General features: G+C 65.0%; 14 protein-coding genes. 7 read left to right on the top strand and 7 right to left on the bottom strand.

The window, feature by feature from the left end; all coding sequences use genetic code 11:
• Positions 1-27 precede the first annotated feature (27 nt).
• A complete protein-coding gene (locus tag OCX61_RS20695; RefSeq protein WP_012271016.1) occupies positions 28-180 on the bottom strand; it encodes a DUF3309 family protein in 153 nt (50 codons plus the stop codon).
• 312 nt (positions 181-492) lie between these two features.
• Between OCX61_RS20695 and OCX61_RS20690 the strand changes: the two genes are divergently transcribed.
• Both OCX61_RS20690 and csrA read left to right on the top strand, forming a co-directional pair.
• Positions 493-1,302, top strand: a complete 810-nt coding sequence (locus OCX61_RS20690) for an SDR family oxidoreductase (protein ID WP_261941163.1) — start codon at positions 493-495, stop codon at positions 1,300-1,302.
• 128 nt (positions 1,303-1,430) lie between these two features.
• Positions 1,431-1,619: a carbon storage regulator CsrA gene (gene csrA, locus OCX61_RS20685; protein ID WP_261941162.1), complete on the top strand. Its 189-nt coding sequence runs from the start codon at positions 1,431-1,433 to the stop codon at positions 1,617-1,619.
• A 113-nt stretch (positions 1,620-1,732) separates the two neighbouring features.
• Here csrA and OCX61_RS20680 read toward each other — a convergent pair whose 3' ends face one another.
• From OCX61_RS20680 to mnmC, 5 genes are all read right to left on the bottom strand, one after another.
• A complete protein-coding gene (locus OCX61_RS20680) occupies positions 1,733-1,960 on the bottom strand; it encodes a YheU family protein (RefSeq protein WP_003252629.1) in 228 nt (75 codons plus the stop codon).
• A 55-nt stretch (positions 1,961-2,015) separates the two neighbouring features.
• Entirely contained in the window at positions 2,016-3,200 is a 1,185-nt protein-coding gene (locus OCX61_RS20675; RefSeq protein ID WP_261941161.1) for an osmoprotectant NAGGN system M42 family peptidase, read from the bottom strand.
• Positions 3,201-3,471: 271 nt separating this feature from the next.
• The gene (ngg, locus tag OCX61_RS20670; RefSeq protein ID WP_261941160.1) at positions 3,472-5,217 is read right to left on the bottom strand and encodes an N-acetylglutaminylglutamine synthetase; all 1,746 of its coding nucleotides are present in this window, start codon (positions 5,215-5,217) and stop codon (positions 3,472-3,474) included.
• 3 nt (positions 5,218-5,220) lie between these two features.
• Positions 5,221-7,008 (bottom strand): N-acetylglutaminylglutamine amidotransferase, encoded by a 1,788-nt coding sequence (locus tag OCX61_RS20665; RefSeq protein ID WP_261941159.1) that lies wholly within the window; start codon positions 7,006-7,008, stop codon positions 5,221-5,223.
• Between the two features lie 421 nt (positions 7,009-7,429).
• The gene (mnmC, locus tag OCX61_RS20660; protein WP_261941158.1) at positions 7,430-9,397 is read right to left on the bottom strand and encodes a bifunctional tRNA (5-methylaminomethyl-2-thiouridine)(34)-methyltransferase MnmC2/FAD-dependent 5-carboxymethylaminomethyl-2-thiouridine(34) oxidoreductase MnmC1; all 1,968 of its coding nucleotides are present in this window, start codon (positions 9,395-9,397) and stop codon (positions 7,430-7,432) included.
• Positions 9,398-9,503: 106 nt separating this feature from the next.
• Between mnmC and pap the strand changes: the two genes are divergently transcribed.
• Together pap and OCX61_RS20650 are read left to right on the top strand one after the other, a co-directional pair.
• Positions 9,504-10,997 carry a polyphosphate:AMP phosphotransferase gene (gene pap / locus OCX61_RS20655; protein ID WP_261941157.1) on the top strand — a complete coding sequence of 498 codons (1,494 nt, stop codon included), beginning with the start codon at positions 9,504-9,506 and terminating at the stop codon, positions 10,995-10,997.
• Positions 10,998-11,114: 117 nt separating this feature from the next.
• On the top strand, positions 11,115-12,068 hold the full coding sequence (locus OCX61_RS20650; protein WP_261941156.1) for a DMT family transporter: 954 nt from the start codon (positions 11,115-11,117) through the stop codon (positions 12,066-12,068).
• A 177-nt stretch (positions 12,069-12,245) separates the two neighbouring features.
• Here OCX61_RS20650 and OCX61_RS20645 read toward each other — a convergent pair whose 3' ends face one another.
• Positions 12,246-13,640, bottom strand: a complete 1,395-nt coding sequence (locus OCX61_RS20645) for a class II fumarate hydratase (RefSeq protein WP_261941155.1) — start codon at positions 13,638-13,640, stop codon at positions 12,246-12,248.
• Positions 13,641-13,795: 155 nt separating this feature from the next.
• Here OCX61_RS20645 and OCX61_RS20640 point away from each other — a divergent pair, with 155 nt between their 5' ends.
• From OCX61_RS20640 to trhO, 3 genes are all read left to right on the top strand, one after another.
• The gene (locus OCX61_RS20640; protein WP_027918170.1) at positions 13,796-14,320 is read left to right on the top strand and encodes a DUF2059 domain-containing protein; all 525 of its coding nucleotides are present in this window, start codon (positions 13,796-13,798) and stop codon (positions 14,318-14,320) included.
• Between the two features lie 10 nt (positions 14,321-14,330).
• Complete coding sequence (locus tag OCX61_RS20635; RefSeq protein ID WP_027918171.1) at positions 14,331-14,627, top strand: BolA family protein; 297 nt, start codon at positions 14,331-14,333, stop codon at positions 14,625-14,627.
• Between the two features lie 217 nt (positions 14,628-14,844).
• Complete coding sequence (trhO, locus tag OCX61_RS20630; RefSeq protein ID WP_261941154.1) at positions 14,845-15,777, top strand: oxygen-dependent tRNA uridine(34) hydroxylase TrhO; 933 nt, start codon at positions 14,845-14,847, stop codon at positions 15,775-15,777.

The following is a 15,777-nucleotide window of genomic DNA, read 5'->3' as shown; positions in this document are numbered from 1 at the left end:
TCGGCGCGGTTTTTTCATGTTGTGCCGCTAGATCATGCCTAGCAGCAATAGCACCAGCAGAATCACCAGCACCACGCCCACGATGCCGGACGGGCCGTAGCCCCAGCTGCGCGAGTGCGGGAAGACCGGTAAGCCACCAATCAGCAGAAGGATCAGGATGATGATGAGAATCGTGGTCATGACGGAGTCCTTGCGTGGTTTAGGGTCAAGGGCCTCGGACTGCTGGCCTCTTGTAAATTCGGACTGTTGCCGCTTGTGAAAGATTCAATCTGGATGGTTGCCTGTGCCGGCCTCTTCGCGGCTAAAGCCGCTCCCACGGGCGCTCGACTGGCCTCGGCCCGAGGTGATCCCTGTAGGAGCGGCTTTAGCCGCGAAGAGGCCGGTACTGACCACGCAGTCATGCCCGCCCATTCACTATCCTGATGAACCCTGCCTCCCACCAAGGCCTTGATTAGACTCGTTGCACAATCTGTCAGAACAAGGCGTGCCACCATGCAAAACCGCATCATGATCACTGGCGCCGGCTCGGGCCTGGGCCGCGAGATCGCCCTGCGCTGGGCGCGCGAGGGCTGGCGCCTGGCGCTGGCTGATGTCAACGAGGCTGGCCTGCGCGAAACCCTGGCGCTGGTGCGGGCTGCGGGCGGCGAGGGCTTCGTCCAGCGCTGCGACGTGCGCGACTACAGCCAGCTCACCGCCCTGGCCCAGGCCTGCGAAGAAAAATTCGGCGGCATCGATGTGATCGTCAACAACGCCGGCGTCGCCTCGGGCGGCTTCTTCGCCGAGCTGTCGCTGGAAGACTGGGACTGGCAGATCGCGGTCAACCTGATGGGCGTGGTCAAAGGTTGCAAGGCGTTCCTGCCACAGCTTGAGCGCAGCAAGGGGCGAATCATCAACGTCGCCTCCATGGCGGCGCTGATGCAGGGGCCGGGGATGAGCAACTACAACGTGGCCAAGGCCGGTGTGCTGGCGCTGTCGGAAAGCCTGCTGGTGGAATTGCGCCAGCTGGAAGTGGCGGTGCACTGTGTGTGCCCGTCGTTCTTCCAGACCAACCTGCTGGAGTCGTTCCGCGGGCCGAACCCAGCGATGAAGGCCCAAGTCGGCAAGCTGCTGGAAGGCTCGCCGATCAGCGCGGCGGATATCGCCGACTACATCCACCAGCAGGTTGCGGCGGGCGAGTTTCTGATCCTGCCCCATGAAGCCGGGCGCCAGGCCTGGCAACTCAAGCGTCAGGCGCCGGAGCGGCTGTATGACGAGATGGCAGACATGGCGGTCAAGATGCGGGCCAAGGCGCAGTCGCGCTGATTGTAGGAGTTGTCTGTAGGAGAAATTACCAACCCTTGTAGGTTCGCTCTGAATTGCTGGCGAAGTATTGTCCAGACGAATATCCCCAAGCACGCTGCGGTTTTTTCCTGTTGCGAGAGGACCGGAGCATGTTGGTGATCGGGCGTGAAGTCGGCGAAGTCATCACCATTGGTGACGATATTCGGATCAAGGTAGTGGAGTCGCGCAATGGCATGGTGCGCTTTGGCGTGGAAGCACCGCGCAAGGTGCCGGTGCACCGGGCCGAGGTGTATCGGCGGATCAAGGCAGCGCAGGCGTGCAAGGCTGATCAGCCCTGACCAGCCTGCTCCGGCCTCTTCGCGGCTGAAACCGCTCCCACAGGGATCACCTTAGGCCTTAGACCTGTACTGTGCCTGTGGGAGCGGCTTCAGCCGCGAAAAGGCCGGAGCTGTCAGTCGAGCAGCTCGCGGGGCACGTCGTGCTTGGCCAGCAACTGGCACTGTTGGCTTTCCAGGTCGAACAGGATGAACGCCTGGCCCTTGGCCAATGCCTGGCGTACCCGCAGCACACGGGTTTCCAGCGGGGTGTCGTCGCCGTTGTCGGTGCCGTCGCGGGTGACGAAGTCCTCGATCAGGCGGGTCAGGGTTTCGGCTTGCAATTGGTCGTAGGGGATCAGCATGGGCAGCGCACGGTCTTGGTCATGAATGGCTGCATGCTACGCGATTCCACGGCCATCAGCTTTTGTTTCCTACCAGGCTGTCCACAGCCGGCACCCGGGTGTCGCTCTCCATCTGCGCATCGTGCTCCAACTGGTGGCTGAAGCGCTCGAGCGAGGCATTGGCCGGTTGCGAGTCGCTGGCGAACACTGGTGGGCTGAGCAGGTAGGCCGAAAGCAGCCGGCTGAGCGCGGCCAGGCTGTCGATATGGGTACGCTCGTAGCCATGGGTGGCATCGCAGCCGAACGCCACCAAAGCGGTGCGAATGTCATGCCCGGCGGTCACGGCCGAGTGCGCATCGCTGAAGTAATAGCGGAACAGGTCGCGGCGTACCGGCACATCCTGGTCGCCGGCCAGCTTCAGCAGGTGGCGTGACAGGTGGTAATCGTACGGCCCGGAAGAATCCTGCATGGCCACGCTCACGGCATGCTCGCTGGAAGCCTGGCCGGGGGCGACCGGGGCGATGTCGATGCCGACGAACTCGCTGACGTCCCAGGGCAGGGCGGCGGCCGCGCCAGAGCCGGTTTCCTCGGTGATGGTAAACAGCGGGTGGCAGTCGATCAGTGGCTGGCGGCCGCTTTCCACCACTGCCTTGAGTGCGGCCAGCAGGGCCGCGACGCCGGCCTTGTCGTCCAGGTGGCGGGCGCTGATGTGGCCGCTTTCGGTGAACTCCGGCAGTGGGTCGAAGGCGACGAAGTCACCGATGGCAATGCCCAGCGCCTCACAATCGGCGCGGGTGGTGCAATAGGCGTCCAGGCGCACCTCGACGTGTTCCCAGCTGATCGGCATCTGGTCGATCGCGGTGTTGAAGGCGTGCCCGCTGGCCATCAGCGGCAACACGCTGCCGCGCAAAACACCGGTGTCGGTGAACACGCTGACCCGGCTGCCCTCGGCGAAGCGGCTTGACCAGCAGCCCACCGGGGCCAGGGCCAGGCGGCCGTTGTCCTGCAACTGGCGCACGCTGGCGCCGATGGTGTCGAGGTGGGCCGAGACGGCGCGGTCGGGCGAACTCTGCCGGCCCTTGAGGGTGGCGCGAATGGTGCCGCGGCGGGTCAGTTCAAAGGGGATGCCCAGTTCGTCCAGGCGTTCGGCCACGTAGCGCACGATGGTGTCGGTGAAGCCGGTCGGGCTGGGGATGGCGAGCATCTCCAGCAGGACGCGCTTCATGTAATCGAGGTCGGGTTCGGGGAGTCGTTCGGTCATGGGTACTCCTTGGGTAACAAGGTGGGGCGGATATCGAGCGCCGCCCGCGCGGCGCTTCGCGAGCTGCGCTCGCTCCTACGTTTGTTTCTGGCCAATTAATCCTGGGGGATTTGCGCGCGAATGCCTTGGTGCTTGGCACGATATCGCGTCGTACCAACAAGGCGGCCGCGCGCGCCTGCCACAGGCATTACTGGCCCGAAACAAACGTAGGAGCGAGCGCAGCTCGCGAAGCGCCGCGCGGGCGGCGCTCGATATTCGCCCCACCACAAACTCACGCTATGGCCCGGCTATGCGGGAACAGCAGGTCGACAAACCGTTCAGCCGTCGGCTGCGGTTCATGGTTGGCCAGGCCGGCGCGTTCGTTGGCTTCGATGATCACGTAATCCGGGTGTTCGGCATCGCGAACCATGAAATCCAGGCCTACCACAGGGATTTCCAGCGCCCGCGCCGCCCGCACGGCGGCATCGGCAAGCACCGGGTGCAGGCGCTCGGTGACGTCTTCCAGAGTGCCACCGGTATGCAGGTTGGCCGTGCGCCGCACAGCCAGACGCTGGCCTGCCGGCAGCACATCGTCGTAGCCCAGGCCCGCGCCACTCAGGGTGCGCTCGGTTTCGTCATCCAGCGGGATGCGGCTTTCGCCATCAGTTGCTGCCTGGCGCCGACGGCTCTGTGCCTCGATGAGCTGGCGGACGCTGTGCGTGCCATCACCGATCACCTGGGCCGGGTGGCGAATCGCTGCTGCCACCACCTCATAGCCAATCACCAGGATGCGCAGGTCGCAGCCGGCATGGAAGCTCTCCAGCAGCACGCGGCTGTCGAAGCGGCGGGCGTTTTCCACGGCCTGGGTCACGTCCTCGATGCAGGTGAGATTGACCGCCACGCCCTGGCCCTGTTCGCCATCCACCGGTTTGACCACCACCGCGCCATGCTCGTCGAGAAACGCCAGGTTGTCGTCGGCATTGCCGGCCAGCTGCTGCGCCGGCACCTGCAGCCCGGCGGCGTGCAGGGCCTGCTGGGTCAGGCGCTTGTCCTGGCACAGGGTCATGGTCACGGCGCTGGTCAGGTCGCTCAACGACTCGCGGCAGCGGATGCGCCGCCCGCCCAGGCTCAGGGTGAACAGCCCAGCGGCAGCATCATCCACCTGTACCTCGATACCACGGCGCAAGGCCTCGTCGACGATGATGCGAGCGTAGGGGGTCAGGGTGGCTTCCGGGCCTGGACCGAGGAACAGCTGCTGGTTGATGCCGTTCCTGCGTTTGACCGCGAAGGTTGGCAGGTTGCGGAAGCCTAGTTTGTCGTACAGGCGCTTGGCCTGGCGGTTGTCGTGCAGCACCGACAGGTCGAGGTAGGCCAGGCCACGGCTCATGAAGTGCTCGATCAGGTGGCGCACCAGCACCTCGCCGACGCCTGGGCGGGTGCACTGCGGGTCCACCGCCAGGCACCACAGGCTGCTGCCGTGTTCCGGGTCGTCGAACGCCTTGCTGTGGTTCAGGCCCATGACACTGCCGATCACCGCGCCGCTGTCGTCATCTTCGGCCAGCCAGTACACCGGGCCACCGAGGTGGCGCGGGGTGACCAATTCGGGGTCGACCGGCAGCATGCCGCGGGCCTGGTACAGGGTGTTGATCGCCTGCCAGTCGCCGGGGTTTTGCGCCCGGCGCACGCGGAAGCCGCGGAACACCCGCTGCGCCGGGCGGTAGTCGGTGAACCACAGGCGCAAGGTGTCGGACGGGTCGAGGAACAGTTGCTGCGGTGCCTGGGCCAGCAGCTGCTGTGGCGCGGCCACGTACAAGGCGATGTCGCGCTCGCCGGGGCGTTCGTCCTGCAGCGCGGCCGCCAGGCTGGCGGCGTCCGGGTAGGTATGGCCGATCAGCAGGCGCCCCCAGCCACAGTGCAAGGCTCGCGGCTGGTCGTGGGGCTCGCTGCCGTCGCCGGCCAGGCGCGCCTGCAGGCGCTCGTAGGACGGCGCCTGGCCGCGCAGCAAGCGCTGACCGTAAGCGATTTCGTGGGCTTTCATCGGTCAGATTCCTTGTTCGCTGAGCCACAGGTTAAGGGCCGCCAGTTGCCACAGCTTGGAGCCGCGCAGCGGGGTGAGCTGGCCGTGCGGGTTGCTCAGCAGGCGGTCGATCATGGCCGGCTTGAACAAGCCGCGGTCCTGGCTCGGGTCGGTCAGCAGGTCGCGCACCCAGCCCAGGGTCGCGCCTTCCAGGTGCTTGAGGCCGGGCACCGGGAAGTAACCCTTCTTGCGGTCGATCACCTCGTGGGGGATCACCCGCCGTGCGGCCTGCTTGAGCACCTGCTTGCCACCGTCGGGCAGCTTGAAGCGTGCCGGAATGCGCGCCGACAGTTCGACCAGGCGGTAATCGAGGAACGGCGTACGCGCCTCCAGGCCCCAGGCCATGGTCATGTTGTCGACCCGTTTGACCGGGTCATCGACCAGCATCACCGTGCTGTCCAGGCGCAGTGCCTTGTCCACGGCATCGGGTGCGCCGGGGCGGGCGAAGTGCTCGCGGACGAAGTCGCCGGCCGCGTCGGTTTCCAGCAACCAAGAGGGCTGGACCGTATCGCGGTACTCGTCATGGCTGCGGTCGAAGAAGGCGTCACGGTAGGCCGCGAAGGCATCCTCGGCACCGTCCACCTTCGGGTACCAGTGGTAGCCGGCGAACAGTTCGTCGGCGCCCTGGCCGCTCTGCACGCCCTTGCAATGCTTGGCCACTTCCCGTGACAGCAGGTAGAAGGCGATGCAGTCGTGGCTGACCATCGGCTCGCTCATGGCACGGAAGGCCGCCGGCAGCTGTTCGATGATCTCGTGCTCGGCAATGCGCAGCTGGTGGTGGCGGGTACCGTAATGCTTGGCGATCAGGTCGGAGTACTGGAACTCGTCACCGCGTTCGCCCCCGGCATCTTCGAAACCGATGGAGAAGGTCGACAGGTCGTCCACGCCGACGTCGCGCAGCAGGCCGACCAGCAGGCTGGAATCGACACCGCCAGACAGCAGCACTCCGACGTCCACGGCGGCGCGCTGGCGGATCGCCACCGCCTCGCGGGTGGCGTCGAGCACGCGGGTGGTCCAGCCTTCCAGGTCGAGGTCGCGTTCGTCCGGGTTGGGGCCATAGTGCAGCTGCCACCAGGTCTGGCGCTCGACTTCACCGTGGCGGTCGACACGCATCCAGGTGCCGGGCTCGAGCTTCTGCACATTGGCCAGCAACGTGCGTGGCGCCGGCACCACGGCATGGAAGTTGAGGTAGTGGTTGAGCGCCACCGGGTCGAGCATCGGGTCGATGTCGCCACCCTTGAGCAGCGCCGGCAGGGTCGAGGCGAAGCGCAGGCGCTCGCCGTTGCGCGACAGGTACAGCGGCTTGACTCCGAGGCGGTCGCGGGCCAGGAACAGGCGCTGGTTGTCGCGCTCCCAGATGGCCAGGGCGAACATGCCATTGAGCTTGGGCAGCAAGGCCGCGCCCCAGGCGTGATAGCCCTTGAGCAACACTTCGGTGTCGCCGTCGGACCAGAAGCTATAGCCCAGATCCTGCAGCTCCTGGCGCAGTTCGGGGAAGTTGTAGATGGCACCGTTGAAGGCCAGCGAGAGGCCCAGGGTATTGTCGACCATCGGCTGCGCCGAACCGTCGGACAGGTCCATGATCTTCAGCCGGCGATGGCCGAGGGCGATCGGCCCCTGGCTATGGAAGCCCCAGGCGTCGGGGCCGCGGGGCGCCAGGTGATGGGTGATGCGCTCTACCGCAGCCAGGTCGGCTGGGCGAGGGGCTTGATCGATGGGGGTGAAACGCAACTCTCCTGCTAATCCGCACATAGGTCCTTACCGGTTTTTCCGTTGGGGAATGAGTGCCCCGGATTAGGGCACCCTGTAAGGAACTGACCTGTGCGGTTTGTGGGAGTTTTAGATCGATCTGTTATAAGGGCGAGTGGGCTTGGAGTGTAGGCCGATAAATTTGTGTCGCCTGTGAGATCGAGCGCCGCCCGCGCGGCGCTTCGCGAGCTTTGCTCGCTCCTACGTTTGTTTCCGGCCAGTCATTCCTGCGGGATTTGCGCGCGAACGCCTTGGCGCATGGCGCGATAACGCGTCGTATCAACCAGGCGGTCGCGCGCGCCTCCCACAGGCGTTACTGGCCCGAAACAAACGTAGGAGCGAGCAAAGCTCGCGAAGCGCCGCGCGGACGGCGCTCGATCTCAATGCCCACACATAACGATCGACATACATTCCCAATCCAAACTCACTTCCCGCGAATCAGCCTGCGCAGCATGAACCGGTTCGGATGGCAGGCCTCCGCCACCGCGCGCGGCAATGGCAACGGTTCACCACTGGCCCAGGCGGCTATCAGCTCGCCACTCAACGGTGCCGTGATCAACCCCCGCGAGCCATGCCCACTGTTCACATACAACCCGTCCAGCCACGGGCACGCCACCTCTGGCACCTGCCGCGCATCCTTGCCGAGCACGGCATAAGCCTCGGCAAACATCGCAGGGTCGGCCAGCGGCCCGACAATCGGCAGGTAGTCGGGGCTGGTGCATCGAAACGCCGCACGGCCCTGCAACAGCGAGGCGTCGAGTGCCTCTGCACCCAGGCGCGAGGCCAGGTCGGTGGAGATCTCGTCCAGCAACGCCAGGTTGCCCTGGTGCTCGGCTACTGTCGGGCTCAGGTCGTCATTGTGGAAGTCGAAGCTGGCACCCAAGGTATGTTCACCTTGTCGAGGCGGTGCGACGTAGCCATCGGCGCAGACCACGGTGCGCAATGCGCGGCTGGCGTCGGTGGCCGGCAGGCGGGTGATCTGCCCGCGAATGCGCTTGAGCGGCAGCTGGGCGCAGGGTTCGAAACGGCGCACATCGGCAGCCCCGGCCAGCACCACCAGCGGCGCACTGGCCAGCAGACGCTCGCCATCCCATGCCTGCCACTGGCCGTCGGCCTTGCGCAGCTCGACCACGTTCTGATGGAGCTGAACGGCAATACCCGGATGCTGCAGCTGCGCCTGGCACAAGGCGGGAGGGTGCACCCAGCCACCTTCCGGGTAGTACAGGCCGCCCGCAGGCAGCGCCACCCCGGCAATCGCCTCGGCTTCAGCCTGTTCCAGTGCACGCAGCAGGCTGCTGTCGAAGGCTTCGGCGAGCTTGGCCTGGCGTTCGCCTTCCTTGCCGTCGAAGGCCAACTGCAGCACGCCGCACGCGTCCCAGTCCTGGCCACGCTGCAACTGCTGCAGCTGGCGCCGGGTGTAGCCGAAACCGGCCAGGATCATCTGCGACAGGGCGGTGCCATGGGCGGACAGTTTCAGGTACAGCACGCCCTGCGGGTTGCCCGAAGCCTCCTGTGCGGGTGTCGCGTGGCGCTCCAGCACCGTCACCTGCCAACCGCGTGCGGCCAGGCTGGCGGCGCTGGCGCTGCCCGCCAGGCCGGCACCGATCACCAATGCCTGGCGCGGGCCCGCCACAGGGGCAGGGCGGGCGTACCAGGGCGCGGCGACGGCTGCGCAGGCATGCCCGGTGTATTCGCCACTCATCACCTCCCACTTCTTGCCGATGCCCGGGATCTTCTTCATGGTGAAACCGGCATCGATCAGCCCACGGCGTACCCAGCCGGTGGTGGTGAAGGTACCCAGCACGGTACCGGCATGAGCCAGTCGCGCCAGTTGCGCGAACAGCTCAGGGGTCCACATGTCGGGGTTCTTCGCCGGCGCGAAGCCGTCGAGGAACCACACGTCGATGCTGGCGTCGAGCTGCGGCAGTTGTTCCAGTACGTCACCGATCAGCAGGGTCAGGGTGACCCGGCCATGGTCGAAGCTGAACTGCTGGAAGCCAGGGTGTACCGCCACGTACTGCGCCAGGAACGGCTCGGTGAAGGCCGCCATCTCGGGCCACAGGCGCATGGCGCGGGCCATGTCGTCATGGCCAAGCGGGTATTTCTCGACACTGATGAAATGCAGGCGCGCATCGGCACGGGCCTGTTCGGCGAACAGCTGCCAGGCGCAGAAAAAGTTCATGCCAGTGCCGAAGCCGGTCTCGCCGATCACCAGGCAGGCGTGCGGCGCCAGGGCGGCGAAGCGCTGCGCCAGACGGGTCTGCTCGAGGAACACGTAGCGGGTTTCGTCGGTGCCTTCGTTTTTCGAAAAATAGACGTCGTCGTACTGCCGCGAGTGGGGGCGGCCCTGGTCGTCCCAGTCGATCTGGGCGTGCTGAAGAAGGGTGGACATGGTTGGCTCGGTTGCAGCGGATGTGCGGATTTTATGCCATCTGCCGGGTTTGCACAGACACAACGCAAATCCGCTAGTCTTGCTTATCCAATGAAGGAGCCAGTGCATGTTCGAATCCGCGGAAATCGGTCACAGCATCGACAAGGAAACCTACGACGCAGAAGTCCCCGCCTTGCGCGAGGCGCTGCTGGAGGCCCAGTACGAACTCAAGCAGCAGGCGCGCTTCCCGGTGATCGTGTTGATCAACGGCATCGAAGGCGCCGGCAAGGGCGAGACGGTCAAGCTGCTCAACGAGTGGATGGACCCGCGGATGATCGACGTGCTCACCTTCGACCAGCAGACCGACGAAGAACTGGCCCGGCCACCGGCCTGGCGCTACTGGCGGGCGCTGCCACCCAAAGGGCGGATGGGCGTGTTCTTCGGCAACTGGTACAGCCAGATGCTCCAGGGGCGGGTGCATGGCGTATTCAAGGATGCCGTGCTCGACCAGGCCATTAACGGGGCTGAACGGCTCGAAGAGATGCTGTGCGACGAAGGCGCACTGATCATCAAGTTCTGGTTTCACCTGTCCAAGAAGCAGATGAAGGCGCGGCTGAAGTCGCTCAAGGACGATCCGCTGCACAGCTGGAAGATCAGCCCGCTGGACTGGCAGCAGTCGGAAACCTACGACCGTTTCGTGCGCTTTGGCGAGCGCGTGCTGCGCCGCACCAGCCGCGACTATGCGCCGTGGCACATCGTCGAAGGCGTCGACCCGAACTACCGCAGCCTGGCGGTGGGGCGCATTCTGCTGGAGAGCCTGCAGACAGCGCTGGCCCACAACCCCAAGGGCAAGCACCAAGGCAACGTTGCCCCGCTGGGCCAGAGCATCGACCAGCGCAGCCTGCTCGGCGCGCTGGACCTGACCGTGCGCCTGGACAAGTCTGACTACCAGGAGCAGCTGGTCACCGAGCAAGCCCGCCTGGCCGGCCTGCTGCGTGACAAGCGCATGCGCCGGCACGCCCTGGTGGCGGTGTTCGAAGGCAACGATGCCGCCGGCAAGGGCGGTGCCATCCGCCGCGTGGCGGCCGCGCTGGACCCACGCCAGTACCGCATCGTGCCGATTGCCGCGCCCACGGAAGAAGAGCGGGCGCAGCCTTACCTGTGGCGGTTCTGGCGGCACATCCCGGCGCGCGGCAAATTCACCATCTTCGACCGCTCCTGGTACGGCCGGGTGCTGGTGGAACGGGTGGAAGGCTTCTGCAGCCCGGCCGACTGGATGCGCGCCTACAGCGAAATCAACGATTTCGAAGAGCAGCTGGTGAATGCCGGCGTGGTGGTGGTCAAGTTCTGGCTGGCGATCGACCAGCAGACCCAGCTGGAACGCTTTGAGGAGCGTGAGCAGATTCCGTTCAAACGCTACAAGATCACCGAAGACGACTGGCGCAACCGTGAAAAGTGGGATGATTACGCCCAGGCCGTGGGTGACATGGTCGACCGTACCAGCAGCGAGATCGCACCCTGGACGCTGGTCGAAGCCAACGACAAGCGCTGGGCACGGGTGAAGGTGCTGCGCACGATCAACGAAGCCCTGGAAGCCGCGTTCGCCAAGCACAAGAAATGACCAGGCATGCCGGCAGGGAATGACACGATGAATTTATTTCCCGGCATTTTCCTCCGGCTCGGTGCTCCAAGCCCTTAGAATCCGGATACCCCCACCAAGGGCTCATTCGAGGACTGTATGCACACAACTTCCGGCCGTTGGGGCTACGGCCTGTTCCTGGCACTTCTGACCGCGCTGCTCTGGGGCATCCTGCCGATCAAGCTCAAGCAGGTATTGCAGGTGGTCGACCCGCTGACCGTTACCTGGTACCGCCTGATGGTTTCCGGCGGCTTGCTGTTCGCCTGGCTGGCGACCCAGCGGCGTCTGCCTTCGCTGCGCAAGCTGGCGCCCAAGGGCAAAGGCCTGATAGCAGTGGCTGTGGTCGGCCTGATGGGCAACTACGTGTTGTACCTGATCGGCCTGAAGCTACTGAGCCCTGGTACCGCCCAACTGGTGGTGCAGATCGGCCCGGTGCTGTTGCTGGTGGCCAGTGTGTTCGTGTTCAAGGAGCGCTTCAGCCTGGGGCAGGGCATCGGCCTGCTGGTGCTGCTGAGTGGTTTCGGCCTGTTCTTCAACCAGCGCCTCGAAGAGCTGCTGACCTCGCTGGGCACCTACACCACGGGGGTCCTGACCGTAATCCTGGCCACCAGCATCTGGGTGTTCTATGCCTTGAGCCAGAAGCAGCTGCTGACGGTGTGGCATTCGCAGCAGGTGATGATGGTCATCTACCTGAGCTGCGCGGCACTGCTGACGCCTTGGGTGCACCCGCTGGAGGCGCTGCAACTGACCCCGGTGCAGGGTTGGTTGCTGCTGGCCTGCTGCCTGAACACCCTGGTGGCCTATGGCGCGTTTGCCGAGGCGCTGGCGCATTGGGAGGCATCGCGGGTGAGTGCCACGCTGGCGTTGACGCCTTTGGTGACCTTTGTCGCGGTGGCGCTGGCGGCCGTGCTGTGGCCTGAGTATGTGCAGGCCGAAGACATCAATGCCCTGGGCTATGTAGGGGCGGTGACGGTGGTGGCGGGGTCGACCCTGGTGGCCCTGGGGCCATCGCTGGTGGCCGGGTGGAAGGCCAGAAGGGCGCGATTGGCGTAGGATTATCACCAGCCTCCAGGCGTGCGCTGTACTTGTGGGAGCCGCGCTTGCCGGCGATGGGCCGCAACGCGGCCCCGGCAACTTGTGCAGCAACCTTGAAATCGTGGGGCCGCTTTGCGGCCCATCGCCGGCAAGCGCGGCTCCCACAAGAAATCGCGCCAGCTTTAAGAAAGCGAATCAGCCCTTGCCACCGGGCGCCAGCATGTTCTCTGGTCTTACCCACTGGTCGAACTGCTCATTGGTCAGGTACTTCAACTCCAACGCCGCTTCGCGCAAGGTCTTGCCTTCGCCGTAGGCCTTCTTGGCAATCTCCGCCGCCTTGTCATAGCCAATGTGCGGGTTCAGCGCCGTCACCAGCATCAGCCCGCGTTCCAGGTGCGCCGCCATCTGTTCGGCATCCGGTTCGATCCCGGCCACGCAGTGCTGCTGGAAGTTGTGGCAACCATCGGCCAGCAGTTCGACCGACTGCAGCAGGTTGTGGATGATCACCGGCTTGAACACGTTCAGTTGCAGGTGCCCCTGGCTGGCGGCAAAGCCGATCGCCGCGTCATTGCCCAGTACCTGGCAGGCCAGCATCGACAGCGCTTCGCACTGGGTCGGGTTGACCTTGCCCGGCATGATCGAGCTACCCGGCTCGTTGGCCGGCAGGCGGACTTCGGCCAGCCCCGCACGCGGGCCGGAGCCGAGCAGGCGCAGGTCGTTGGCGATCTTCATCAGCGCCACCGCCAGGGTCTTCAGGGCACCGGCCAGGCTGGTCAGCGGCTCATGGCCGGCGAGGGCGGCGAACTTGTTGGGGGCGGTGACGAAGGGCAGGCCGGAGAGGGCGGCCAGCTCGGCGGCCACGGCTTCGGCAAAGCCATGCGGGGCGTTCAGCCCGGTGCCCACGGCGGTACCGCCCTGGGCCAGCTCGCACACCGCTGGCAAGGTGGCGCGGATGGCGCGCTGGGCGTAGTCGAGCTGGGCGACGAAGGCCGAGACTTCCTGGCCGAAAGTGATCGGCGTGGCGTCCATCATGTGCGTGCGGCCGGTCTTGACCAGCTTGCTGTGGCGCGCCGACAGCTCGGCCAGCCCCGACGACAGCTCGGCTATCGCCGGCAGCAGTTTTTCATGCACGGCCTGGGCGGCGGCGATGTGCATGGCGGTGGGGAAGCAGTCGTTGGAGCTCTGCGAGCGGTTGACGTGGTCGTTGGGGTGCACCGGCGCCTTGCCACCGCGGCCCTTGCCGGCCAGTTCGTTGGCGCGCCCGGCGATCACCTCGTTGACGTTCATGTTGCTCTGGGTGCCGCTGCCGGTCTGCCACACCACCAGCGGGAACTGGTCGTCGTGTTCACCGTCGAGCACTTCGTCGGCGGCCTGTTCGATCAGCCGGGCAATGTCGGCGGGCAAATCGCCGTTGCGGTCGTTGACCCGCGCGGCGGCTTTCTTGATGAGTGCCAGGGCGTGCAGCACCGCGAGCGGCATGCGTTCCTTGCCAATGGCAAAGTTGATCAGCGAGCGCTGGGTCTGCGCGCCCCAGTAGGCGTCCTCAGGAACTTCGACCGGGCCCAGGCTGTCTGTCTCGATACGGCTCATGCTGCGTTCACTCCTTTGTCAGTCAGAATCAGCAGTTTAGGCCCTCATGCGTGCGAGCGGTTCATTCGCTCGTCGTGCCACTTGAGCGCTGCGCCCCTGCGGGAGCAGAATGCTCTACTCTGAGGTACCGCCTCCCCCTCCTTGAAGGAAATGCAATGACCCGTCTTCGTGTCCTCTGTGCTGCCGTCGCCCTGGCTTGTGCCAGCGGCCAGGTACTCGCTGCCACCGCCAGCCACAACGCTGCCGCCGAGAAATTCCTGACCCTGGCCAATGCCGACAAGCTGGGCACGCCGGTGTACATGCAGGTCCAGCAGATGTTCGCCCAGCGTTTCGCCCAGACCAAGGCCCCGGCCTCCAAGCAGCCGGTGCTCGAGAGCTACCAGGCCAAGGCCAACGCAGCGCTGGACAACGCCATCGGCTGGAACAAGCTGAAGCCGAAGATGGTCGACCTGTACACCCAGACCTTCACCGAGCAGGAGCTCAAGGACCTGGTCAAGTTCTACGAGTCGCCGCTGGGCAAGAAAGTCCTGCGTGAAATGCCCAAGGTCACCCAGCAGTCGGCCCAGCTGACCCAGACCAGCCTGGAACCGGCCGTGCCGGTGGTCAACAAGCTGCTCGACGACATGACCAAGGAGCTGGACCCGAACGCTGGCAAGGCCGCCGCCCCGGCCAAGAAGTGAGTCATAGCCGATGAGCATGCAGCAACGCATCGAGCAGCAACTGGCCGCGCTGGCCCCGCAACACCTTGAAGTGCTCAACGAAAGCCACATGCACAGCCGTGGCCAGGAAACCCACTACAAGGCGGTGATCGTCAGCGAGCAGTTCGCCGGGCTCAACAGCGTCAAGCGCCACCAGAAGGTCTACGCCACCATGGGTGAACTGATGGGCGAGATCCACGCCCTGGCGATTCACACCTACACCGCCGAGGAATGGGCCAAGGTAGGCGTGGCACCGGCCTCGCCAGTGTGTGCCGGTGGCGGGCACTGAATCCTTTCTGTCGTTCTGGTACAATCCGCAACATCCCAAGGGGGCCGCTGCGCGGCCCATCGCAGGCAAGCCAGCTCTCACAGGTACAGCGCATTCCTTGAATGTTGTGCTGACCCTGTGGGCGCTGGCTTGCCTGTGATGGGCTGCGCGGCAGCCCCTGTTTTTTGTCAAACCCGGTCCGCCCCTTACGAGGGCAACCACCTGGAGATCCACCTGTATGTCCCAAGCTATCGTCGTGGCGGCGCTGTACAAGTTCGTCACCCTGGAAGACTACGTCGAGCTGCGTGAGCCACTGCTCAAGGCCATGCTCGACAACGGCGTCAAAGGCACCTTGCTGCTGGCCCACGAAGGCATCAACGGCACCGTTTCGGCCACCCGCGAAGGCATCGACGGCCTGCTCGCCTGGCTGCGCAACGACCCGCGCCTGGTGGATATCGACCACAAGGAATCCTACTGCGACGAGCAGCCGTTCTACCGCACCAAGGTCAAGCTCAAGAAAGAGATCGTCACCCTCGGCGTGCCGGGCGTCGACCCGAACCAGGCCGTCGGCACCTATGTCGAGCCCAAGGACTGGAACGCCCTGATCAGCGACCCTGAAGTGCTGCTGATCGACACCCGCAACGACTACGAAGTGGCCATTGGCACCTTCAAGGGCGCCATCGACCCGAAGACCGAGACCTTCCGCGAGTTCCCCGACTACATCAAGGCCAACTTCGACCCGAGCAAGCACAAGAAGGTGGCGATGTTCTGCACCGGCGGCATCCGTTGCGAAAAAGCTTCCAGCTACATGCTCGGTGAAGGCTTCGAGGCGGTCTATCATCTTAAGGGTGGCATCCTGAAATACTTCGAGGAAGTGCCTCAGGAAGAAAGCCTCTGGGACGGCGACTGCTTCGTCTTCGACAACCGCGTCACGGTGCGCCATGACCTGAGCGAAGGCGAGTACGACCAGTGCCATGCCTGCCGCCATCCGGTCGATGCCAAGGACCGCGAGTCCGAGCACTATTCGCCAGGCGTGAGCTGCCCGCATTGCTGGGACACCCTGAGCGAAAAGACCCGGCGCAGCGCCATTGACCGGCAGAAGCAGATCGAGCTGGCCAAGGCCCGCAACCAGCCGCACCCGATCGGTTACAACTACAAAGCCGAGGCTTGA

The sequence above is a fragment of the Pseudomonas sp. LRP2-20 genome (assembly GCF_024349685.1).
Lineage (GTDB): Bacteria > Pseudomonadota > Gammaproteobacteria > Pseudomonadales > Pseudomonadaceae > Aquipseudomonas.
Note: the sequence above shows the minus strand (reverse complement) of the source record. Positions and strands in the feature narration are given on the sequence as shown.